The organism is Synechococcales cyanobacterium T60_A2020_003, from assembly GCA_015272205.1.
Classification (GTDB): domain Bacteria; phylum Cyanobacteriota; class Cyanobacteriia; order RECH01; family RECH01; genus JACYMB01.
This window is the reverse complement of record JACYMB010000263.1, coordinates 1-24,185: the sequence shown is the minus strand read 5'-3', so window position 1 is coordinate 24,185 and position 24,185 is coordinate 1. Positions and strand designations below refer to the sequence as shown.

The window sequence follows — 24,185 nt, the reverse complement described above, 5'->3', positions numbered from 1 at the left end:
CTTGATCCCCGTTACCAGTCTGGAAATTGACCCAGACGAACCTGTGTTAGATATGCGACCGATCTGGGCGCAACCAACCACGATTGAAGGGATCCAACCCTTGCGAACCATCGCGCAGCAGGCACAAGCGATCGCTGCGATTAATGGAGGCTTCTTTAACCGCAACAACCAGCTCCCCCTTGGTGCGATCCGGCACAATGGCGAGTGGATTTCGGGGCCAATCTTAAATCGAGGGGCGATCGCCTGGACCGATGATGGCGAATTTCAATTTGGCTCCTTAAGCCTACAAGAAACGCTAGAAACGGATTCTGGAACGGTAGTTCCTCTTAAGCACCTCAATAGCGGCTATGTGCAAGCAGGTGTTTCTCGCTACACGCCCTCCTGGGGAACAAGCTATAGCCCCCTCACGGACTATGAAACAATCGTGACGATCCAAGGCGATCAGGTCATTCAGCAGCAGCGATTTGAACACGCCGGACAAAATCGGGTGGCAATTCCGGCAGATGGATATATCCTGGCAGTCCGTTCCTACAACTCGATCCTTGAATCCCTTGCTGTCGGTACCCAAGTCCACCTGAATACGGCAACAACCCCTGAAAGTTTTGCCACCTATCCAGAAATTTTAGGAGCGGGACCGTTATTACTTCAGAATCGGCAGGTTGTTCTTAATGCCCAACTTGAACAGTTTTCCGATGCATTTATTCAGCAGAAAGCGTCTCGGAGCGCTATCGGCCTCACAGACCAAGATCACATCCTGCTGGTTACTGTTCACAATCAAAGCGATGGATCTGGCGTCAGTCTTACCCAGATGGCTGAAATTATGCGCAATTTGGGAACAATAGATGCACTCAATCTAGATGGTGGGAGTTCTACAACATTGACCTTAGGATCGCGATTGTTGAACGTTAATCCTGAATCGGTGGCACGCGTTAACAATGGTATTGGTATTTTTCTCAATCTAGACTCCGAAGCCGTAGAGACCCCCTGAGTCAAGTGCTGGATCTTGATGCGGCGCAACAAAAACCACATCAGTACGACCTTAAAGCCCCGTTGAATCCGCTTAGCACCTCTATGAAGACTTGATGTGAAACTCCGAGATCTGAAATCTTGCCGATGACAGTTCTATTTTGCGCTGATATCGTAGCACTAGTGCGTTCTGAACTCATGATTTGTATGAAGTGCTTATCAGAGTAAGTATCGTCAGGGGCGATCGCTGCGACTAGGGATAATCGAATAGTCGGAATTCTGTGGAGTTAGCTGGCGATCTTCAGGCTTATCTATCAAAAGTATCCTTAAATCCCTCCTTCAGTAAGCTACATACATTACCCACAATTACACTCAATCGTTTAGGAGAACTTAGCCCATGCCGCAAACGCAAGATGTAAAACAGCTCAACGGCTTATCCTTACCCGCCGCTACAGCCCCAAAAGGAGTAGCAGCGACAGAGCTTCGTCCCTGGGGATCATTCACCGTTCTTGAGGAAGGCAAGGGTTACAAAATCAAGCGCATTGAGGTCAAGCCAGGGCATCGCCTTAGCCTACAGATGCACCACCACCGGAGTGAACACTGGATTGTGGTATCTGGGACGGCAAAAGTAGTTTGCGACGAACGCGAGATGCTTTTATCCAGCAATCAATCAACCTACGTTCCTCCCTGTACTCATCACCGTCTAGAAAATCCTGGGGTGATTCCGCTGGTTTTAATTGAAGTGCAAAATGGTGAATACCTTGGTGAGGATGATATTGTGAGGTTCCAAGACGACTACGCTCGTACAAGCGTCTAGATTGCATTTCGTTCAACCTGTACTTCATCATTCCGTTCTATAGGCGGTACGCCTGAAAGATGTACCGCCTATTCCTTTGTGTAGGATTGCTGATTTTGAGTACTAATTTCCGTGGGATGGCTGTACAAAAAATCAGAACCCAGATTGAATCACACCTTCACGCCTGTGAGGAGACCTAGTTTCAGTTCAACGACAATCTTAGCAGGCAATGGCTTTATCCTACTTAGCAGCTTTTAAAAGGCAGTCCCGTATGAGACAATGATGTAGCACCATCTGACTTTAAGGAATAGCAGAGTTGACGATTCAGCTCACTCCCACAGCGTTTGCAGAAATCAATCGCCTCAGGGCAAAAACAACAGCTTCAAACTGCATCCTTCGATTGCGCATCGAACAGGGAGGATGTATGGATTGGTGTTACAGTTTAAGTCTGGGCTCTGCTGCGCTCTCCGACGATCATGTAGTGCAGCATGGCAACCTGCAAATTGTTGTGGATAATGCTAGCGCTGAACGCATCGAAAACCTATCTATCGACTATTCGGAAGATCTGATGGGTGGAGGCTTTCGATTTCATAACGCAAAAGCAGTTCAAACCTGTAGCTGCGGTAGCTCGTTTCAATGTGCGTGACTTAACCAAGAATAATTTGACAAGCGCTATCCAAATTAGATACGATAAGGATTTGTTTGTGAATTATTTCGCTTATCTTCATTAGGTACAAGACCTCGACTCATGCCCACAATCCAACAACTCATTCGTAGTGAACGCCAAAAAGCAAAGAAGAAGACGAAGTCTCCCGCGTTAAAGAGCTGTCCTCAGCGTCGTGGAGTTTGCACACGTGTGTATACTACTACCCCGAAGAAACCAAACTCAGCGCTGCGAAAGGTTGCTCGGGTTCGTCTTACCTCTGGCTTTGAGGTTACGGCTTACATTCCGGGCATTGGGCACAACCTTCAAGAGCACTCTGTGGTCATGATTCGAGGAGGTCGTGTTAAGGATTTGCCAGGAGTTCGTTATCACATCATTCGTGGAACTCTGGACGCTGCAGGCGTTAAGGATCGTCTTCAGGGGCGTTCTAAGTACGGTACTAAGCGTCCGAAGAAGGCGTAGTTGGGCGCTTGAGTTGTTCGCATTCAACCTCGTTTTGACCTAGCTTCCAGTAAGGTATTTCCTGTCCGTACTACTAGACTTCATCAATCGAACATTCTGAGTTTTAAGGTAACCTATGTCTCGTCGCACAGTCATCCAAAAGCGCCCTGTTCCTCCTGATTCTGTTTACAATAGCCGTCTTGTTAGTATGATGGTTCGGCGTTTGATGAGGAGTGGTAAGCGCTCCTTGGCTTACAACATTATCTATGACGCCTTCAAGATTATTGAGGAACGCACAGGTTCAGAGCCATTAGAAACCTTTGAAAAAGCTGTGCGAAACGCAACCCCTCTCGTGGAAGTTAAGGCTCGTCGCGTGGGTGGTGCAACATACCAGGTTCCCATGGAAGTACGCTCTGATCGGGGTACAGCTCTAGCATTACGTTGGCTTATTCAGTTTTCACGTCAGCGTTCTGGCAAAACCATGGCGATGAAACTTGCGAACGAGTTGATGGATGCTGCTAACGAAACTGGAAGTGCGATTCGCAAGCGCGAAGAGACTCATCGTATGGCTGAGGCAAATAAGGCATTTGCTCACTATCGCTACTAGGTTTACTTCATAGCGGCATACAAAATGCTTTCTATGAACGTTAAGATCGTATGAAAACATCCTGCAAAGCCTGCGGCAGAGACTATTCGAGGAGGTAGCTGTGGCACGTACTGTTCCGCTTGAGCGGATAAGAAATATGGGAATTGCCGCACACATTGATGCTGGCAAAACGACTACCACAGAGAGAATCCTGTTTTATTCGGGGATCGTCCACAAGATTGGGGAGGTTCACGAAGGTACTGCTGTGACCGACTGGATGGAGCAGGAACGGGAGCGTGGAATCACGATCACGGCTGCTGCCATCAGTACCAAGTGGAACGATCATCAAATCAACATTATTGATACGCCCGGACACGTAGATTTCACGATTGAAGTAGAGCGATCTATGCGGGTGCTTGATGGGGTGGTGGCCGTTTTCTGTTCTGTCGGCGGTGTCCAGCCCCAATCTGAAACAGTGTGGCGTCAAGCGGATCGCTACTCGGTTCCACGCATTGCCTTTGTGAACAAAATGGATCGCACAGGCGCAAACTTTTTTAAGGTTTATGGTCAAATTTGCGATCGCTTGAAAGCAAATGCAGTGCCGATTCAAATTCCCATTGGTTCGGAAGCAGACTTCCAAGGAATTGTCGATTTGGTGAAGATGAAGGCTTATATCTACACCAACGACTTGGGTACGGACATTCAAGAAACGGACATTCCAGAGGCGATCGCTGATCAAGCGAGTGAGTGGCGAACGAAACTGGTCGAGTCCGTAGCGGAGCTAGATGATACCCTGACAGAGAAATACTTAGAGGGTGGAGAATTAACTGAAGACGAAATTCAGGCCACTCTCCGCAAGGCTACTATCGACGGTTCAATGGTTCCGGTCTTGTGTGGTTCTGCCTTTAAGAATAAGGGTGTGCAGCTTTTGTTAGATGCGGTTGTGGATTACTTGCCCTCACCACTGGATGTGCCACCGATTCAGGGTGTTTTACCGGATGGCAGCACAGCCGAACGCCACGCCTCGGACGATGAACCACTAGCAGCCTTGGCATTCAAGGTCATGTCAGATCCCTATGGCCGTCTTACCTTCATCCGCGTATATTCAGGTGTTTTAACCAAGGGAAGCTATGTCTACAACGCAACCAAGGGTAAGAAGGAGCGCATCTCTCGGCTTATTATCTTGAAAGCGGATGATCGCATTGAAGTTGATGAAATGCGCGCTGGTGACTTGGGAGCTGTCCTGGGTCTGAAAGATACGTTTACAGGCGATACGATTTGCAACGAGAGTTCGCCCATTGTATTAGAGTCGCTCTATGTCCCAGAGCCTGTAATTTCTGTAGCGGTTGAGCCCAAGACAAAGCAGGATATGGAGAAGCTATCGAAAGCTCTTCAGTCTCTGTCTGAGGAAGACCCTACATTTCGAGTCAGTGTTGATCCAGAGACTAACCAGACCGTTATTGCGGGTATGGGTGAGCTCCATCTTGAAATTCTCGTGGATCGTATGCTGCGAGAATTTAAGGTAGAGGCAAATGTTGGTGCTCCGCAGGTTGCATACCGTGAGACGATTCGGAAGGCAGTCAGTAAAGTTGAAGGAAAGTTTGTTCGTCAGAGTGGAGGTAAGGGGCAGTACGGTCACGTCGTGATTGACCTCGAGCCCAGTGATGCTGGTACAGGTTTCGAGTTTATCTCTAAGATTGTGGGGGGGGCAATTCCGAAAGAATACATTGCACCTGCTGAACAGGGGATGAAGGAAGCTTGTGAATCTGGTATCCTAGCTGGCTATCCCCTTATTGACGTCAAAGTTACTCTAGTTGATGGCTCGTATCATGATGTAGATTCATCTGAAATGGCATTCAAGATTGCTGGCTCTATGGCAATTAAAGAAGCTGTGATGAAGGCATCTCCAGTCATCCTGGAGCCTATGATGAAGGTTGAGGTCGAAGTTCCCGAAGATTTTGTGGGAACAGTGATCGGTGATCTCATCTCCCGCCGTGGCCACATTGAAGGCCAAACATCTGAGGCGGGCATTACAAAAGTGACAGCCAAGGTTCCCTTGGAGAGAATGTTTGGATATGCTACGGATATCCGGTCTAATACCCAGGGTCGAGGCATATTCTCCATGGAATTTAGTCACTATGATGAAGTTCCTCGCAACGTTGCGGAGACTATCATCGCTAAAAGTAAAGGGAACGCATAACACAGAGAGAGGAAAGAAGGATTCATGGCACGCGAAAAGTTCGAACGGAAAAAACCTCACGTTAACATTGGTACTATTGGTCACGTTGACCACGGTAAGACCACGCTAACGGCAGCAATTACGATGACTTTGGCTGCTACGGGTGGTGCGCAAGCTAAGAAGTATGACGAGATCGACGCGGCTCCTGAGGAAAAGGCGCGGGGTATCACCATCAACACTGCTCACGTTGAGTATGAAACCGAAAATCGTCACTATGCTCACGTTGATTGTCCTGGTCACGCAGACTACGTGAAGAACATGATCACGGGTGCTGCTCAAATGGATGGAGCTATTCTGGTTTGCTCGGCAGCAGATGGCCCTATGCCCCAGACTCGTGAGCACATCTTGTTAGCTCGTCAGGTTGGTGTTCCCAAGCTGGTTGTCTTCTTGAACAAGAAAGACATGGTTGATGATGAAGAACTCCTGGAACTGGTCGAACTCGAAGTTCGCGAGTTGCTAAGCTCTTACCAATTTGATGGTGATGATATCCCTGTTGTCGCGGGTTCTGCGCTGAAAGCACTTGAGAAAATGCTTGCAGACCCTAAGACTCAACGTGGCGATGATGAGTGGGTCGATCAGATCTATGCACTGATGGATGCTGTAGATGATTACATTCCTACTCCTGAGCGTGACGTTGATAAGCCATTCTTAATGGCCGTTGAGGACGTCTTCTCTATTACAGGTCGTGGAACAGTTGCAACTGGCCGTATTGAGCGTGGTAAGGTTAAGATCGGCGATACTGTTGAGTTGGTTGGATTGAAAGATACTCGCAGCACAACTGTAACGGGTATTGAAATGTTCAAGAAGAGCTTGGAAGAGGGAATGGCTGGCGACAACGCTGGTATTCTTCTCCGAGGTATTCAGAAGACCGACATCGAGCGTGGTATGGTTCTTGCTAAGCCTGGCTCCATTACGCCTCATACACAGTTTGAATCTGAAGTTTATATTCTGAAGAAAGAAGAAGGTGGTCGTCACACCCCATTCTTCCCTGGATACAAGCCTCAGTTTTATGTACGTACAACTGATGTAACGGGTAAAATTGACGCGTTTACTGCTGATGATGGTAGTGATGCTGAAATGGTTATGCCTGGCGATCGCGTTAAGATGACGGTTGAGTTGATCAACCCCATTGCAATTGAGCAAGGTATGCGTTTTGCAATCCGTGAGGGTGGCCGTACCGTTGGTGCAGGTGTTGTTTCCAAGATTCTGAAGTAGTCTGAAACTGACTCTTCTCTCTGAAATAGTTGCCAGTGGTTCAGTTTATATTCGCTGACCACTGGTAGCTTGCTCGAAACAAATCTAAGCCAGATCGATTGGAACCTTGAAAACTTGACTGTTTAGGCATAGTGTCACTACTGAGTTAAATTAAGCATGGCAACGATACAGCAGCAGAAAATTAGAATTCGCCTACAAGCATTTGACCGTCGGCTATTGGATACGTCTTGCGAAAAGATTGTGGATACAGCGAACCGTACCAACGCTACTGCAATTGGACCAATTCCTTTGCCTACTAAGCGTCGAATTTATTGTGTATTGCGATCGCCTCACGTAGATAAAGATTCGCGGGAGCATTTTGAAACGAGAACTCACCGACGCATTATTGATATTTATCAGCCTTCATCAAAGACCATTGACGCCTTGATGAAGCTTGATCTACCTGCTGGTGTTGATATCGAGGTAAAGCTTTAATTCTCGAGTAGCTTCATATCAAACATGTTGTGCTTCGTCTATTGTGCGAAGCACGTTTTTTTGGGAACTTCCTGCGATTAACGGTTAGAGGGAAGGGATTGAGAGCATTTTAGGATGGATACCTTCTCATCTGATTGACTGACAAAACTCACACAACCCTGATTCTCTCGTAGGTTGGGTGAGCGCTAGCGTAACCCAACAGAATAAAGGCTAGAGTTGGGTTCCACGTTGTTTCACCCAACCTACTAAAAAAGATTTGTCAGTCAACCAGCCTTCTCATAGTTCAGTGCCACGACTATCAGGACTGATTTTCCTGCTATCAGATTAAATATGAGAACGATTGTATATATTTCGATACACTGGCAGTGTCGAGGGCCTTTGGTGTCGCAGGATAGTACGAAGTGGATATCTTGTAAGGGTTAGTTCATTCTTCAAGTTAAAGAATTGCAACTTAGGAGACGCCATTGTTACGCATGAGTAACGCTTCAGGTTAGGTTTATACACAGATTCTGGTTCCAGCTTAAATAGCTTGAAGAGCGGATTGAAATTTATCCGAAATCTTTGACGTTTGGAGACTACGTCCCTCATTAAATAGGGATTCCAGAAATTTTATCTCAACACATAGAGAGCAAAAAATATTGTTTGAGACTAAGAGCAAGTAAGCTTTAGAACCCTATTTGTTGAGGTTTAATCCAGAATTGTATCCAAGTCTTGAGGATTTTGTTGCGATATCTTAACTTTTTCTCAGGATCGCTCAAATTAATTTAAAGATATAGACGAAAAACTAATGATAAGCTGTGAAAAAGCGACGAATTAGTCGTCGTTATACCTTAGTTGTTGCATGACTTCGTCTTTGGAGTCAAGGAGTAAACTCATATGGTTATTAACGTTGATGACGTTCAAATCAAACCGGAAACGCGCAATCACAGGGGCTTTTTTATTCAAGAAGCGTCTTACAAGTTTATGGGAATTGACGATTCTGGTTGGGCTCTCATTTGCATGGATGATGCAACGTGTCACTATGTTGACCCCGACAATTTAGAGGCACTGCTCGATGATGAAGCATTGAGTTAAGGTAGAGAGCGTGTGCCTCATCCTTGGACACTCATTTTTAGTCATGTGTGGCTGTGCTGCAAAACGCAGCCATATTTTTTGTTTATTTTCTTTGACAATCTGAAACTAATTGAATAAGTTTATACGATGAGGCGATCGCTCTGCCTCGGCTCAAGCAGGGATTGTCTACAACGTATTCGTAGAAAAATTAAGCTCTATTCATGCTGAAAATTTTTCTGGACTGGCTAAACACCGCACTGATGGTGGATTTGTTTATCGTACTGTTTAGCTTCTTCTGGTTCGGGATCGCGCTTGTTGGACAAGCATTAGACATTCCTCTAGGTTTTGATTTGTGGTATAGCCTATGGGAACCTGTCTTTACGCCAGCAATCGGTATTTTAATGACAGGTGCAATCCTAAGCGGTATTGCTGGATGGATCAATAAACGTGTTCGATCTAATTCTGGCGCTTAAGGAACCGCTACCTCTGCCAACGACCGAACCCATAAGCGATGATGTTGGATGCCAAGAATTGAGTGGGAAACAGAGGAATTTGAGCAAGTAATACTGGAACGAGATTTGACACGTGACAACTTGATACGTATCAACAAGGTGACTTATCCAGCCTTAGTTGAGTCATGCTAAGCCCCACAGCTTGCCGATGAACTTGGTGCTTATACCTGCCTCAGAAAGCGGGGAGTGATCAGATTTTTGTGGAAGTCCCGGTTTCGGGAACGAGAAATCAGGGTTTCAGCCCTGTCAGGCACGATTTCCAGAACACTCCCGAAAGCGAATTCCTGGCAATCAACCAAACGCGATCGCCACTCAACTCCTCGTATCGGTCAGTGCAAGTCTTTTGCATGAATAGTCTCCGTTGCAAGATTAGACTGGGTTTGCCAGGGCTGGCGATCGCTCATGGTCGCATTCAAAATGCGAAGTAACTTGTGCATACACCCAACGAACGCCCCCTTCTTGGCTTTGCCCTGACCCAGCAGAGGTTCATAAAGCGCTTTGAGCGTGGGATTAGATCGCACCGCCGTCAACCTTCCCATGTATAGCACCGCTCGCATATTGGCACGTCCACCCCAAATTGTGCGATTTCCTCGAAACAGGGCTATCTCGCCCCCAGTCGGCTTACTGCAATTTCAAGTAGTTCCATACTCAACAGGTCTGCCATTGGAGCTATGTCTGCCAAAAACTCGCACATCAGCTACGGCAGGACTGTGAGATTCAACTAGTCGCCACCAGCCCAGGAAGCCATCTTTGCGCATTGACGCCCCCTCTATTTGCTTCTGATTAACCCAAACTCACGTTAGAGAAATGTGAATTTTTGCAATTCATTAGAATCAATTCCGTGTTGATTCAATCAATATAGGCAGGAAAGGTGGTTTTTTCGGATTCCAAACGGGAATACTTGTATGTATAGGTATAGACCAACTAAAGGCAATCACCCGACCGGAGTACACGTTCAGGTGATGTCTAGTTTCAACTTATCCGCAACGATATAGGTAGCTAGATTATGACCACTCGCTTCAAGGGTTAAATCCATGAAAACTCAAACAATGCTTCAATCCTCTATTGATTCTATTGACCAAGATTCCATGTTCCCTCAAATTTTCGTGACTTCGAGTGCATCCTTGTTTGGCTTCCTGCTGCTTCTTATTGTATTGGCGTAATTACTGAGATTGTGAATTTGGTAACATTCCTCAATCTTTGGGGATCGCCGTTCATAAGTTAGGGATCAGCTAAAAAAAATCAGGGATCGCTCACTAAAGAGATAGGGTAGGCTTGACGTTTTTCTAGTTTTCTAGAATTTGTAGAGAGCAAAGATTAAGATTACGCCTCCACACTGATCTAAAAATAGATTTTAGGAATAACGCACTAGCATCATGAAGGATTGCTCTGTTAAGTAGAGAGTCCTAACTCAACGTAGCTCTGGAACCTAGAAAGCTCGGTATACCGTTCTCAGGACATCGTTTAATTCATAATTCAGGTTACCCACTTAGCAGTGATAGGGTTGTCTAGTGCTGTAGTTTCATCTGCATAAAATCAGATAAGCGCTCCCAGGTATCCCCAAATTTTGTCTTGAGCTGCTCAAGCTGTGATCGCAAACTTTCGATTTGGGAACGGGAATCGTCGCTAGGAGGTTCGTCTGCCGCTGAGGCAACGCTACCCTTCAGGTCTTCAACCTTCGTTTCTAAGTCTTCCAATTCCTCTAAAATCGCTTTCGCTTCATAGGAGTTAATGGCAGGCGAGGGTTTTGGTTCTGCTTCAACGATCTTCGAGGCAGGGCGAGATAATCCGGGAGAAGATAATTCAGCGGATTCTTGATTCTGATTAGTTTGACTTAGGGGTGTATCATCCGCTGCATCAGGTGGGGCGATCACCTCATTCTCTGGTTCTAATGCAGCGGATGACGTCGATTCCATGGCTACAGAACTTATCCCTTCCGGGGTTAACGCATCCAACTCTGAACGGTCAGTTGTAGGGCTTGCATCGCCTTCGTCTACAGTTTCTATTTCATTTGGCTGTTGTCTGGCTTCGACCTGTTGTGGTGTCTCGTCAGACTGACGTTCAATTGTCGATTCTGATGCGTTTTGCACCTCCGGAACTACGATTTCAACAGGCATATCTTCCGGCGCTAAATCCTGATCTGGCTTGATCTCCACAGGAGGAACTGGTTCAATCGGCGCTATTTCTCCTTGCTCGATTCTCGGTTCCTGCGTCTCTGGGAATTCATCTTCAGTCAGTGCAGGCTCCAAAGTGCGCTCCTCTGCAGTAACGTCTTCCGATTCCTCGGTTACTGATTTTTCTTCAACGTCCTCAACAGCAGGCTCCATGACTGCGGGTTCGGGCGCAGGCGGCTCATAGCCTTCAATCACAATTCGCCGCGCTTCATCGATGGAAAGTTCGTTTCGGACGATCTGGGACAGAGCATCCTTTCCGTTAGGTGTATAGTCGATCAGGCGTACCGTATTGTTAAACACATTGGCGATCGCCTCGCCGTTTTCATCCAACAGTTCTAACTGCACCCAGTTTTGACCCGGTTTAAATCCAGTTAAATATAGGGGACGCCACTCATCGATCTCAAAGCTTTCTCCGTTAATCGTGCAGCGAATCGTCCAATCCAGCACATCATCCTCATCGTCCGCCTGGGCGATCGCGTGTAGGGGAACTTGCGTGAGGTAGAAATCCAGCATAATCGGCTCAGCCCCGTAGCGACCTTGGGGGCGGCTGTAGGTCAACAGAGGAGCTTCGGGCTTAGGAGCTTTTTCCTCAGTCTTGGTGAAAACGTGAAACGTCGTTTCGGCAAATGCCCCCTCATTTTTAAAGCTTTCATACCAAGGGCGGGCCGCAAAGGCGCGAACGGTGTGGGTTCCCGGCGTGAGATTATCTAGCACTAACGGAGTCGCCAGATCATAAACCGCTTGGTAGGGTTGGTCATCTACAAACACATGAAGATGAGGGCCTAACGCCAGAGCTTCGTCTTTGAAGAGTGGTAGATCTTGAACCGCAAGGCGAACCGTGGCGGTCTGAGTTTGTAATACCTCATCCGGACGGGGGCTCAAAATTTGAACTTGGGGACGATAGGATTCCAAATCGACCCGCAAATCCCGAACTAGTGGTGGTGGAGCGACTTCCTTGATTCGCACGGGACGGGACGGGGCATCTAGGCGAGAGGATGAGCGGGATGGGAAATTGGCGCGATCGCTACATCCCACCAGTCCTACCCCCAGAATCACCACAAACAGCATAGACAGCCATCGCGTCTTGCCAAAGGTTTTATGGAGCCACTGCCTAATCATCTGCATCTACCCAAATTCGATTTCAAAATTATGGTGTGTTATACAGCCACGGCATTATTTTCCGTTAGTTTTGTACGAAAGGCTACTCTTCTTTAACCCACGCATCCCACGCCAGCCTCAGACCCCACTCCCATGCCCAAATCTACCCATATCGGTAGATTGCAGGGTCAACAAAGATTTGTTAGCTTGTGGCGGAGTTTTAGACCTGAAGCTATGCCGCTAAAGCCGTTTCAAAATCTGCGACAGATTCAGCACCTCTTGCTCCTCATTGCAAAAGATTGGCGACGTCAAGGCATCTCGTTTATGGTGGCGATGGGTATTGTACTGGTCGGACTTCTGACCGGAACTACCGCTGCCCAGGCTCAGATTCCACACTTACCTGACCTGATTGCGATGACATCAAGCCCAGCAGAAGCGTATCCGGTTTGGTTTGATGGGTACAAACTGTTCCACATTGCAGTGCCCAGCCAAAGCAATGAGGGGGAAGACGTTACGGTTAACCCAGCTTCGGAATGACGAAGGACGGCTGATTTCAATCCCTCACAGTGCGATTTCGATTGTTCAGAATCTTTCAAAGGAATGGGCTCGCGTCGATTTCACGATTGATGTTGCCTACGATGTTCCTATTGATCGCAGTCTATCGGTAATGCGCAACGTAGCCGAAACCTTGTATCGAGAGCCCCAATGGCAGCAGGTCATTTTAGAACCGCCAGAACTTCTGGGCATTGACGATATTGATCACGCGGGACTCCTGATTCGGATGTGGTTTAAAACGAAGCCCCTAGAACAGTGGAACGTAGCCAGAGAGTTTCGGTATCGCCTGAAGCAGGCATTTGAACGTGAAGGTATTTGGGTCGGTGTGCCTCGGCAAAATCTGGGTTTCCGCCACACACTGGAATTGCGGTCAACACCATTCTCTAGTAGCCACCAGATACCTGTCGCTAGAGAGTAAAGACGTAAACTCAAAATTTTCGGACAAAAAACACCCGTCCAGCGAAGTCTCTAAGAATCTGCTGGACGGATGCTTCAATTATTTGAAATTCAGTTTGAAGAAAACTGGATTATCCCAGGAGAATATCTGCAAATTCTCCAGATCAATGGCTCCAAACAAACCTTCTACTTAGTAACGACGAGATCCAGATCGGCTTTCGTTCCAACCACTATTGCTGTTGTTGCCCCAATTGCCACCACGATTGCCACCGCCGAAGGATTGGCGACTGTTGTTCTCACGAGGCTTGGCCTTGTTAACACGCAAATCGCGTCCCATCCACTCTGCGCCATCTAGCGCTTCAATTGCTGCATCTTCTTCTGTATCGCTTCCCATTTCTACAAATGCAAAGCCACGCACGCGACCTGTCTCCCGATCCTTGGGAAGATGAACGCGGCTCACAGTGCCATATTCTGCAAACACCTCGTTCAAATCCTCCTCGGTGACCGAGTAGGCCAGGTTACCAATATAAATTGACATGGAGCTTCTCCAAAACCAGTGAAATTGTAGAGAACTAACCTTCGGAGAAACGCCTTCACAACTCTTCGAGCAAAAACGGCCGCCGAACTATCAGCCTCGCTTCAAACATCCTAACATAGGCTTAAGGGCTGAAAACTAGTCTCCCTAAGCCAAACCGTTAAAATATTTTGACAGGCTGACGCAAGTTTACAGATTACAACGTTACCCTATGTACCCTAACGCACATTTTCATCTTTAGGAAGTATGTCCCCACAAAAAATAACACTCCTTGGCCTGAAATCTGACCAATTTCGTCATCCGCTCGATCTAGAAGCCACCCAAGCTCTGAAACAGGTTCCAGGATTAGATTTACTCGTGAGAAGTGTGCTAGGGCCAGTGGCGGAGCAGTTTTTCTACCTGGAAAATATTGCCTCTAGCGTGTTGGTGGGCGATCGCCAACTACCTGAGTTACACCAAGCGCTGCTCGAAGCGTGCCAAATTTTAGACCTTGACCCTCCAGAGCTTTACATCCGGCAACATCCAGCCCCCAACGCCTACACCCTAGCTATTCGCGGGAAGAAACCCTTTATTGTGGTGCACACGTCTTTGCTAGACCTGCTGACGTTAGAAGAAATTCAAGCTGTGATTGGGCATGAGTTGGGACACCTCAAGTGCGATCACGGTGTGTATCTTACCCTGGCCAACTTAATCCTTCTGGCCGCAGGGCAGGTGACTCCGTGGGGTCAGGTTCTGGCTCAAAACTTGCAGGCGCAACTTATGGAATGGATTCGGTGCGCGGAATTTACGTGCGATCGCGCCGCCTTGCTGGTTGCCCAAGATCCCAAAATTGTTGCCTCGGTGCTGATGAAGCTAGCCGGAGGATCTCCCAAAATTTCGAGCCAGCTTAATGTGGATGCCTTTATCGAACAAGCGCGATCCTATGATCAATGGTCAATGGATGAAGTAGGAACAGCCTTAAAACAGATGCAAACCGCACAACTAACCCATCCTCTGCCTGTCCTCCGCGCCCGCGAAATTGATCGCTGGGCCAGTAGCCAAACGTATTCAAGACTTCTCCAAACGCGCGTGATGGATTATAGTAGTGAAATGACATCTAAGGGCGGATGGCGAAATTGGTAGACGCACCACACTCAAAATGTGGCGGCCTTACGGTCATGCGAGTTCGAGTCTCGCTCTGCCCATCTAATACTGAATATGTCAGATCTTGACTGTTGATCAAGGAGCGGTGGCTTCTATTTCCGGAATGCCCGTGCTGCAGACTGTAGTTACCCCAGAGAAACATTTAATTACTCTGGAGTACTCATCGATGGCACAACGACTGAAGCGTTGGGAATCTCCCCGACGAGAAGGGCGCAATGCAAAAGGAAAAGGCGGTAGTGCTCGGCAACGCCAACGGCGGAAGCAAATGCAGATGCTTCGGAAAAAGCTAGACGCGGGGCAGTCGCCGTCCTCCCATTCATCGCCATCATCAACCAAATTCATGACAGACAGAGGGGAAGTTGCAGGTCGTAACGTCCCCTCTGTCTGCAATGAATGATATAGCGCGCTAGCCATATCGGTTAGGACATTTTGGTGGGGCGGCGAAGCCGCCCCACCAAAATGTCCATGTCCTAAGCTAGCTGGCAACAGCTATAGAAGGCTTCTCCTCTTACAGCCGAACAGCTTTAGCGTAGACCCCGAAGCTTGAGTCCTTTGCTGACTGGGAGCGTAGAATGATTCTAGTCGAGGCTGGAGCACCTGCGTGGTAGGCGGCTTACACCAATGTTGAGTTTTGTTCGTGCAGCGTCTCCGCAGGAGAAATTCTCAGTTTTGAGTTATAAATGCGTGGCTACGTCAGGGATTTCAGCGTTTCCTCTGTAACCGGAATTTTTGAAGTTGGTATTAAACGATACAGGCAGCACACTATCGTTGAGTTCCACTTCCTAGCTATTGCTTGATTAAACGCTGTAGAGAGATAACATAAACTTAAGAGCGCAAATGTTCGGATATGGCTACGCTAATATAGCTTTTCCCAGAACAAAGCTTTATTGTTTGATTAGCGATCGCAAATATACCAATATAAAGAATCTACAGAATTACTCAGCCATTCATTAAATCTGCTAAATCTGCTGTTTTTCAACTTGCATAGTCCTTTAAAACATGCGTTTTCTTCGTGATAGGTACAACTTAAGAGTGGGCGATCGCCCTTTGTATCCTAAGCCCGTGAGTTTTTTTTATTCGGCTCTCGGTCAACGTCATCGCTGGTTGAAGAGAGGATTAAGCAGACGACACGATAGTGCTAGTCATGACTGGGAGCCCAAACTTGTTAAGGCGGGCAGCTTTTTCGATAGAGGCGAGATATGACGGTTGCAAGAGGTGCAATGGTGAATAGGGGCGATCTAAGTCAACGACTGGAACTAGCTCAAGAAAAGATCCACAGCTTGCTTCAGGCAACTCGTGAACTATCTCCCTCGCATCAGCCTCAGGTGAATGAAATCATCGCAGAAATCGATGTCATGCTTGCCGATCTAACGGCAGCAACGGAAGAACTTCACCACAGGAATCAAGAGCTTTCCACTTTCTATGCGGAGATGCAAACCCGCAACGCTAACTTAGAAGCAGAAGTCCAGCGTCGCACGGAAGAAGTCCAGCGTGCCCTTGTATTTGAATCGATGCTGAAACGCATCACGGATAAGGTGCGTGATTCCTTGGATGAAAGCCAAATTCTCCAGGCAGCCGTTCAAGAGTTAACGCTAGTTTTAGGATTAGGAGGCTGTAATGCTGCTCTTTACGACTTAGACCGGGGAATTTCTACAATTTGCTACGAATATATTGACTCTATCCCCGCCTCGCGTGGCAAAGTGGCGTTGATGGATCGGTATCCCGAAATTTATCGCCAACTCCAAAAGGGGATGTATTTTCAATTTTGCTCGCTTCAGCCGAACCCCGAACGCGGACAGGTGGCCCTCCTCTCTTGCCCCATCTTTGTAGATGTAGATTCAGACAGTGGCGATCGCGGCGTTCTGGGTGACCTGTGGCTCATCCACCACAAAGACTATGTGTTTAATGAATTTGAAATTCGGATGGTGCAGCAAGTTGCGAACCAATGTGCGATCGCCATTCGCCAAGCCCGTCTTTACAAAGCAGCTCAGGTCCAAGTTCAGGAACTCGAAAGACTGAATCGCCTCAAAGATGAGTTTTTGAGTACGGTATCCCATGAGCTGCGCACGCCTATTTCCAATGTGCGGATGGCCATTCATATGCTGAAACAGTCCCCCTCTGAGGATCGACGCTTGCGGTATCTCGAAGTGCTGGAGACAGAATCTGCCCGTGAGGCCGAACTCATTAATGACTTACTTGATCTACAGCGCTTAGAGGCTTCGTCCTATCCCATTGAAGTGGAAACGGTCGATCTAGGTCAGTGGCTTACCCAACTGGTCGAACCATTCCAGTCGCGGATCTTGAATCGACACCAGAGCTTAGATATTCAGTGCGAAGATCCTGTGCCTCCCCTTTCCTCGGATTTAAACATTCTCAGGCGCATCCTGGCAGAGTTGTTAAACAATGCCTGTAAATATACGCCAGCCGGACAAGCCATTACCTTCCATGTTCGATACACCAGCAATCAAAGTGAGAATCACTGTTCACCGTCCTTCCAGTTCAAAATTGCGAACCAAGCGGTAATTCCTGGTTCGGAATTACCACACATTTTTGAAAAGTTTTATCGCGTTCCCCATGCTGATCCATGGAAACAGGGGGGAACCGGGTTAGGACTAGCGTTGGTGCAAAAGCTGGTGAGTCAGCTTGGAGGTGTGATTCAAGTGGAAAGCGATCATGGGTGGACAACTTTCACGGTGGACGTTCCCAACTGCTCGGCGATCGCCCCTGAGCCTGACGAAGTAACCATCGAAGAGTAACATTCAACATTTAGTCCAACCTAGGAAGGAGGGCGTTTCTTGGGATCACCTCTTAAATTCTTCAATGCATCTTTCGGGATGTCAGTGGTATCGTAAAGTTATATAAAAATTTTTCATATCGTTTCACACCAGTTTGGAATGAGACAAAGCGGCATCATTTTGTCGTTGGGGATGGATAGATCAATCCGACTCAGAGTGTGAATAGTTACGGCATCCGCCTAGGAAAAACACTCTCTAAACAGTCCAATTCCTCGGATATTGCATACGCCTGTTGTTGTCAGTGACTCACGCCCAATGAATTTGCCACCCCACTCCATTGCTGATCCTTCAAAATCGCAGAGCGATCGCCTGTTGTACGTGCGCTTACCGTGCAACCCCATTTTTCCCATCGGCGTCGTCTATCTAGCCGATCACATTCATAAGCAGTTCCCTGCCCTAGAGCAGCGGATTTTTGATCTCGGTACGATTCCGCCTCTAGACTTCTCTAAAGCGCTTGATGCCTGTATCGACGAATTTCGCCCCTCCTTGATGGTGTTCTCATGGCGCGATATTCAAATTTATGCTCCGGTGGGTGGGCGAGGGGGAAATCCCCTTCAGAATGCGTTTGAGTTTTATTACGCCCGCAATCCAGTCCTGAAATTACGGGGTGCGATCGGGGGGCTGCGCATGGCATCATCCTATCTAACTGAGCTGTGGCGCAACCTCAATCTTATTAAGCGGGGGTATAACCGTGCAAAGCGGTATAACCCAAACGTGCAGCTTGTTGTAGGGGGTGGAGCCGTTAGCGTTTTCTATGAGCAAGTCGGTACGATGTTGCCTAAAGGCGCGATTGTTTCCGTTGGCGAAGGGGAAGCCCTTTTGGAAAAGCTGATCCGGCACCAGGATATCTCTGGAGAGCGATGTTACGTCGTGGGGCAAACAACACCGCGCGATCGCCTCATCCATGAACAGCCTGCCCCCATCGAGAAGACAGCCTGCAACTACGACTACATTGCAAGCATCTGGTCAGACTTTGAATACTATCTGCAAGAGCAAGATTTCTATGTTGGCGTTCAAACGAAGCGCGGTTGTCCCCATAACTGCTGCTACTGCGTCTACACCGTCGTCGAAGGCAAGCAGGTACGCATCAATCCTGCCGATGAAGTAGTGGCGGAGATACAGCAGCTTTATCGTCGAGGAGTGCGAAACTTCTGGTTTACCGACGCTCAGTTCATCCCCGCTCGCAAATTCATGGACGACGTGGAAGAGCTGTTGCAGAAGATTTTGGATGCAGGCATGACGGATATTCACTGGGCGGCCTATATCCGTGCCGACAACCTCACGCCCCGCCTGTGTGATCTCATGGTCAAGACAGGCATGAACTACTTTGAAATCGGCATCACCAGCGGTTCCCAGGAGCTAGTGCGCAAAATGCGGATGGGGTATAACCTCCGTACCGTTCTGCAGAATTGCCGCGATCTAAAGGCCGCAGGATTTAATGATTTGGTGTCCGTGAACTATTCGTTCAACGTGATTGATGAAACGTTTGACACGATTCGCCAAACCCTGGCCTACCACCGCGAGTTAGAAAAAATCTTTGGGGCGGACAAAGTCGAACCTGCCATTTTCTTTATTGGATTACAGCCCCATACCCATTTGGAAGAGTATGCCTTTGAGCATGGCATTCTTAAACCAGGATACGATCCCCTTGCCATTCAACTCCCTTGGGTGGCGAAGAAGCTACTTTGGAATCCTGAACCGTTAGGTTCCTTTTTTGGAGAGGTTTGCTTACAAGCCTGGAAGCAAAATCCAAATGACTTCGGGCGCGAGGTGATGAGCATCCTCGAACAACGCTTAGGTCGAGCTGATCTTGAGGATGCTTTAAGTGCTCCGATTATAAATAGAAAAGAGCTAGTTTCCTTGAAATAGCAGGTAGAATATCTCCAATCTCCGAACGGTTGAAACCATTGTTGTCACCTACTTGATTCCATGCTGGAAGGTTCCATCCTACATACGCTGAAAGAGGCCCATCAGTCGGGAATGCCAGGGAAGCGCCCACTCAACTTTGGGGTCTACTACAAGAATACGTTGGTCGCTCTATGTCATGCGCTAGAGGACTCCATTTTGGCAACCTCCAATTGTGAGCCTGTCATGATTACGGCATTCCAGCGGGGAAAATGGTATCTCCAGGAAGCCGACCGATACGGTGATATTGCTGCCCAAGCCCAGCAGGTCGTAATCATGGCGGCGACCGACTCAGGGTTTGCAGAGCACCCGACTAGCCAGCTTTCTAATGTGGCCTTGGTAGACCTATCGGAACAAGATCCCGTTGCTCAAGAGTGGCACTTGATTATTGTGTCTCCGGGCTATACCGCGATGGTGCTATGTCAGGAACTTTCAAGTCAAGACTATGGCGCGAGTGGCGTCCCTACTGAAGATTTGGCTCGGAAGTTCTATGGCTTTTGGACCTTTGAACCCAGCCTGGTGATCGAAACCGCTCAGATTGCGGCAGCCCACATCGGGCAGTATAACCCTGAGCTACAGGCGAAATTGTCCAATCAGCTAGAGGCGATCGCCCATCCCATTCAGCACGGTTCCGCCCCTTGCGCCACACCAACAGCCGATCGGCTAGGCGATGTTGTAGCACGGGTTATTGACTATTTGCATACGAGTGGACAAGGCTTACCCGATAACATTCCGAGCGTTATCCACACCGCTGGAACGTACCAGGGACTCGATACTAACCTCCTCTCCAACGAGTTCCAGGCACTTCTGCGGATTGCTCAACTCATCGACCAAACTGACTTACGAAACCCGATGGCGGGAGCAGAGGTGGCATCGATCGCTGAAGCCCTGGGGCAGTTGCTTGATCTCCCGGCATGGCAAATTCATCGGCTGCGTTTGGGCGGACTGTTGCACCGAATTGCCTTCCTAGCCCATGAGGAAGCGGCCTTGGATGCCCCGAAATCCTCTGAAACGACTGTACCTCTGACCTGTTCGCTTGCACCGGGTGTTCAAGTGTTGCGGCGAATGTCGCGTCTGCGGGCGATCGCCACTATCCTGACCCACCAAACCGAATGGTGGAATGGCGAAGGACAACCCGCTGGCCTTTCGGGGGATGCGATTCCTTTGGAGTCCAGAATTTTAGGATTAGCGATTCACTTCCAGGCGCACCTTGCAGAGCTACATCTAGAACGAACGGGCAACGATGGCACAGGGCTGGAGTGTCCGGAGTGCCTGATGGAAGCGCTCAAGCACTGTGAACAAGGAGCAGGCGATCGCTGGGATCCCAAACTTGTTGAAGCGTTGACACTCTTAGTGCGGGGTCTGAGTCAAGGATTGAACTTGTCCATTGCGATGCCCAAAATCGCGGCTGGCCTCTGGATGATTGATTCCCACTCGGAAGAAAATGTTCTCGACGCCTCCATGCTCGTCTAGTACAGCGTTAGGTTTAATCCTGCTCAAAACTGAGCCTATCAAAATTTTGAAGGCAACCCAAAAATGCACACGCTAGGCATCCTAGGTTGCTATATTGCTCAATAGCGTTCACAAAGTTCCTAACAATATGGATATTAATGCAGTCCGGGCAGGTCAGTTGCGCCACCTTGCAGGTTTAGATCTAGAAGATGAAGATCTTTCCCATGCCAATCTAGCGGGTGTAAACCTGGTGGGGGCAAACCTGAGCGGTGCAACCTGCATTGCCGCTAACTTTGCTGGGGCACGGCTCGATGGCGCGAATCTGATGGGGGGTGACTTCGAAAAAGCGGATGTCCGTGCGAATTTGTTAGGCACAAACCTCATGCAGGCGAACCTCCTGGAAGCAGATTTGCGAGGCAGCAACCTACGAGGAGCAAGTCTAATGCATGCCAACGTTTTACGGGCGACTTTAGCAGGCGCATTCCTCAGTGGTGCAAACTTGATGGGCGCAAACCTACAAGGGGCAGACCTGCGAGGGGCAGACCTGCGAGGCGCAAATTTGAGTGGTGCGAATCTCCGTGGCGCAAACTTGAGTCAAGCTGATTTGCAGGGAACCCTACTCAACGAGGCCAACTTAGAAGAGGCCGATTTACAAGGAGCCAACTGTGCAGGGGCGAACTTAATGGGCGCGAATCTACTCTGCACCGATTTAGACGGCGCAAACCTAAACGGGGCTATCCTCGCAGGAGCCTGCCTCCTCGGAACTGTCCTTGAACAGGCGGCCCGTTAATAGATTGCCATTATCCCTCGGCGTCATGCCGTTCGCGGACTGGCTGAAACTGGTAGTAGCTCGAAACAATCGCCAGCATTAGCCACCAAAGAGTGCTGACTTGGGGCCGGTACCACACCGTATCCACCATCCCGTGCATGAGCATGCCCACCATCGTGGCGATCGCCGCCATCAACCAGAATACCTCTCGGTTCCAGTCTTGACGCATCTGCGTGAGCCAAATCCGTCCTTGATTAAATGTCACAGTAAGGAGCCAAAGGAAGCAGGATAAACCAATAAACCCTGTCTCCACCGCAATTTCCAGCAGGATCGAGTAGGCACTGAGGGCTGTGTATCCGGGTTGCTGATAGAAAGGGTAAACCTTATTGAAGGCCGCATTACCAGGGCCAATCCCCAAGAAGGGGCGATCCTTGACCATCTCGATCACGGCCATCCAGACGTTAATGCGAAAGTTGTTACTGCTATCTTCCCGTCCTGCAAAAATGCTAGCGGCGCGATCGCGCAAGGGCTCCACCGACATCACCGCAAATAAGACGAAGCCTGCTGATGCCGCTAAAACGAAGGGAACCGCCCATTTTTGCCAAAATCGCGGTAAGCGTACGCTCCAGTGATTGACCAGCAGCAGCAGTAACACAAACCCTGCGAAGACAAACCCAATCCATCCACCGCGACTAAACGTTACCACTAAACACGCACTGTTAATGACAAACATGAGTGCCGCCAGTGCCTTAGGAATCCAGCGCTTCCAGGCAAAAACCGCCGCCGCGCTAAACATACTGGCAGGCAGCAAGTAGGCAGCTAACAAATTGGGGTTCCCCAAGTAGCTGTACACCCGTGTAGTACCCGCGATCGCCGAGTCTGGATCCACCCAGGTGGCGAGGGCATCGACACCGAAGAACCATTGCCGGATGCCCATCACGCTCACCAGGAGCGCCGTGAGCAAATATCCCGTAATTACACTGGAGCGGACGAGGGGCGATCGCAACAGTCGTGCCAACAGCGCAAACAGCAGCATATACAGCGTGAGTTTGATTAGTCCTTCAATCGCTTGAGCTTTCACTGGAGAAAGCGCTGTCGCAAACACTGAGATAAACCAGTAGAGCAACACGGGCAAATGGATCGGCGTCAGGTGAGGACGGGCATCGTCGCTAAGGGTGAGCAGCGCCCAAAACGCAGCACAGCTCAAAAGCAGAACGCCAATGAGCGTCGTGGAGATGTAGGGAGCCAGCACAAACACCAGCAAGATCAAAATCAAGCCAATGAAGTCAGCCCACTGGAGCAGACGACTCCCCCCTCGCCAGGAATGAACCAGCCCTGCTAAGCGATGTGTATAGCTTGACCGTCCCCACTCGTAGGGCGAGAGGTTTGCCAAGGAAATTGTTTGCCAGAGCGATCGCCAACCTGTGGATACCATGCCATCCTTGATCCAAATATGCCGTGGACACCTAGCCTATTACAGCGATCGCCCTCTTGCCAAGCAAGATGTGAAAACCCGTCATTCTGTTCCGCACTGCCTTACTAGGCTTACGCAAGATACAGAACTTCTTGCCGACAGATCATGACACAATTTTGTGAAGTTTTAATCAAGAATTATTCCCAACCATGATTATTTTTGTTAAATCTTTGGGAAAACTATACACAGATCACACAGATCAGGAATTTTCATCCCCAAGCGGTGCTCAAAACAGAAACCCCTCTGGACGCGCACTCTTCTTTATGCGATGGACTTATTGGAATCTTTCCCAATGCCTTATCTTTCGCCGTTTTTCTGAAGTTGTGCGTGACGAGTGCAGTTATCTGCCATCTCAGGTTATGCAAAATTCTTCAAAGAGCATTTATCTATCATCTAAATTCCACTTAAAATAGATGGAGCTAATTTTATACCCAGTATTGATGGAATGATCAGTGCTTATACACCCAAGGGTTGCACATCTACCTTAAAGTACTTGCGGCTAATCTCTACCCAGAGAGCGATAGCTTTAATGCGCAAATTCAAATTGATTGAACTGTCAGACCAAGTACACCCACATTATCTTCCCACCAATTTTCAAGATTGTATAAAAAGGGCAGGTCTTTCTATTGTTTTTCAGTAAAGCTGTCGATGCATCCGAGGTTTCACGGTACTGTATACTCTAAGTATGATCAACGAGATGGTACTTTCGATCAAAAATCGGGCTTCAACAGGGTGTTTCTAATCACTGAATACAAAGTGTTTCCAGCTGTTGGATAACTTTAGGCATTTAGCTAGCTTAGAGTTGTGTAGTCAGTTTTCAAAAATGTTGGAGGAGCTTAGGCGTCCAATATTGGTTAGTCATCCATCTCTAGATTGTCAGGTTCGCTGTTTCAATCCCTGCGGGTCGATTCCCCGCCGCTCTGCGGCGTAAAATGCCAGGATG

Annotated in this window: 21 protein-coding genes and 1 tRNA gene; 18 read left to right on the top strand and 4 right to left on the bottom strand. The window is 48.4% G+C overall.

The genetic code is table 11. The features are described 5' to 3' along the window. The 10 genes from IGR76_13190 to IGR76_13145 form a co-directional block, all read left to right on the top strand. On the top strand, positions 1-988 hold a 988-nt coding region (locus tag IGR76_13190), incomplete at its 5' end, for a phosphodiester glycosidase family protein (protein ID MBF2079433.1). Between the two features lie 375 nt (positions 989-1,363). Next, the gene (locus IGR76_13185; protein MBF2079432.1) at positions 1,364-1,783 is read left to right on the top strand and encodes a phosphomannose isomerase type II C-terminal cupin domain; all 420 of its coding nucleotides are present in this window, start codon (positions 1,364-1,366) and stop codon (positions 1,781-1,783) included. Between the two features lie 301 nt (positions 1,784-2,084). After that, a complete protein-coding gene (locus IGR76_13180) occupies positions 2,085-2,408 on the top strand; it encodes an iron-sulfur cluster assembly accessory protein (GenBank protein MBF2079431.1) in 324 nt (107 codons plus the stop codon). Between the two features lie 102 nt (positions 2,409-2,510). Next, a complete protein-coding gene (locus tag IGR76_13175; protein MBF2079430.1) occupies positions 2,511-2,888 on the top strand; it encodes a 30S ribosomal protein S12 in 378 nt (125 codons plus the stop codon). 115 nt (positions 2,889-3,003) lie between these two features. Further along, a complete protein-coding gene (gene rpsG / locus IGR76_13170; protein ID MBF2079429.1) occupies positions 3,004-3,474 on the top strand; it encodes a 30S ribosomal protein S7 in 471 nt (156 codons plus the stop codon). A 100-nt stretch (positions 3,475-3,574) separates the two neighbouring features. Further along, entirely contained in the window at positions 3,575-5,653 is a 2,079-nt protein-coding gene (gene fusA, locus IGR76_13165) for an elongation factor G (GenBank protein MBF2079428.1), read from the top strand. A 24-nt stretch (positions 5,654-5,677) separates the two neighbouring features. Further along, positions 5,678-6,907, top strand: a complete 1,230-nt coding sequence (gene tuf / locus IGR76_13160) for an elongation factor Tu (protein ID MBF2079427.1) — start codon at positions 5,678-5,680, stop codon at positions 6,905-6,907. Positions 6,908-7,063: 156 nt separating this feature from the next. Continuing rightward, positions 7,064-7,381, top strand: a complete 318-nt coding sequence (gene rpsJ, locus IGR76_13155) for a 30S ribosomal protein S10 (protein ID MBF2079426.1) — start codon at positions 7,064-7,066, stop codon at positions 7,379-7,381. A gap of 882 nt (positions 7,382-8,263) precedes the next feature. Further along, positions 8,264-8,455 carry a hypothetical protein gene (locus IGR76_13150; GenBank protein MBF2079425.1) on the top strand — a complete coding sequence of 64 codons (192 nt, stop codon included), beginning with the start codon at positions 8,264-8,266 and terminating at the stop codon, positions 8,453-8,455. Between the two features lie 200 nt (positions 8,456-8,655). Then, the gene (locus IGR76_13145; protein ID MBF2079424.1) at positions 8,656-8,907 is read left to right on the top strand and encodes a hypothetical protein; all 252 of its coding nucleotides are present in this window, start codon (positions 8,656-8,658) and stop codon (positions 8,905-8,907) included. Positions 8,908-9,275: 368 nt separating this feature from the next. Here the strand turns inward: IGR76_13145 and IGR76_13140 are convergent, their stop codons facing one another. Together IGR76_13140 and IGR76_13135 are read right to left on the bottom strand one after the other, a co-directional pair. Further along, complete coding sequence (locus IGR76_13140; protein MBF2079423.1) at positions 9,276-9,503, bottom strand: hypothetical protein; 228 nt, start codon at positions 9,501-9,503, stop codon at positions 9,276-9,278. 951 nt (positions 9,504-10,454) lie between these two features. Further along, entirely contained in the window at positions 10,455-12,239 is a 1,785-nt protein-coding gene (locus IGR76_13135) for a hypothetical protein (GenBank protein MBF2079422.1), read from the bottom strand. Between the two features lie 213 nt (positions 12,240-12,452). Between IGR76_13135 and IGR76_13130 the strand changes: the two genes are divergently transcribed. Beyond that, positions 12,453-12,755: a hypothetical protein gene (locus IGR76_13130; protein MBF2079421.1), complete on the top strand. Its 303-nt coding sequence runs from the start codon at positions 12,453-12,455 to the stop codon at positions 12,753-12,755. Beyond that, on the top strand, positions 12,715-13,191 hold the full coding sequence (locus IGR76_13125; GenBank protein MBF2079420.1) for a mechanosensitive ion channel: 477 nt from the start codon (positions 12,715-12,717) through the stop codon (positions 13,189-13,191). The genes IGR76_13130 and IGR76_13125 overlap by 41 nt, the downstream gene beginning before the upstream one ends. A gap of 168 nt (positions 13,192-13,359) precedes the next feature. On the opposite strand, the gene IGR76_13120 is transcribed toward IGR76_13125, so the two are convergent. Beyond that, positions 13,360-13,707 (bottom strand): RNA-binding protein, encoded by a 348-nt coding sequence (locus IGR76_13120; protein MBF2079419.1) that lies wholly within the window; start codon positions 13,705-13,707, stop codon positions 13,360-13,362. Between the two features lie 243 nt (positions 13,708-13,950). On the opposite strand from IGR76_13120, the gene IGR76_13115 reads away from it, so the two are divergent. The 6 genes from IGR76_13115 to IGR76_13090 all read left to right on the top strand — a co-directional run bounded on the left by IGR76_13115 (position 13,951) and on the right by IGR76_13090 (position 21,789). Continuing rightward, positions 13,951-14,826 (top strand): M48 family metallopeptidase, encoded by an 876-nt coding sequence (locus IGR76_13115; protein ID MBF2079418.1) that lies wholly within the window; start codon positions 13,951-13,953, stop codon positions 14,824-14,826. Continuing rightward, positions 14,805-14,888, top strand: a tRNA-Leu gene (locus IGR76_13110). The genes IGR76_13115 and IGR76_13110 overlap by 22 nt, the downstream gene beginning before the upstream one ends. Before the next feature lie 1,158 nt (positions 14,889-16,046). After that, positions 16,047-17,603 carry a GAF domain-containing protein gene (locus tag IGR76_13105; GenBank protein MBF2079417.1) on the top strand — a complete coding sequence of 519 codons (1,557 nt, stop codon included), beginning with the start codon at positions 16,047-16,049 and terminating at the stop codon, positions 17,601-17,603. A 294-nt stretch (positions 17,604-17,897) separates the two neighbouring features. After that, positions 17,898-19,511 (top strand): B12-binding domain-containing radical SAM protein, encoded by a 1,614-nt coding sequence (locus IGR76_13100; protein MBF2079416.1) that lies wholly within the window; start codon positions 17,898-17,900, stop codon positions 19,509-19,511. A gap of 60 nt (positions 19,512-19,571) precedes the next feature. After that, positions 19,572-21,020: a metal-dependent phosphohydrolase gene (locus tag IGR76_13095; protein MBF2079415.1), complete on the top strand. Its 1,449-nt coding sequence runs from the start codon at positions 19,572-19,574 to the stop codon at positions 21,018-21,020. A 127-nt stretch (positions 21,021-21,147) separates the two neighbouring features. After that, on the top strand, positions 21,148-21,789 hold the full coding sequence (locus IGR76_13090) for a pentapeptide repeat-containing protein (GenBank protein ID MBF2079414.1): 642 nt from the start codon (positions 21,148-21,150) through the stop codon (positions 21,787-21,789). A gap of 10 nt (positions 21,790-21,799) precedes the next feature. Here IGR76_13090 and ictB read toward each other — a convergent pair whose 3' ends face one another. After that, positions 21,800-23,203 (bottom strand): putative bicarbonate transporter, IctB family, encoded by a 1,404-nt coding sequence (ictB, locus tag IGR76_13085; GenBank protein MBF2079413.1) that lies wholly within the window; start codon positions 23,201-23,203, stop codon positions 21,800-21,802. Positions 23,204-24,185: the final 982 nt, after the last annotated feature.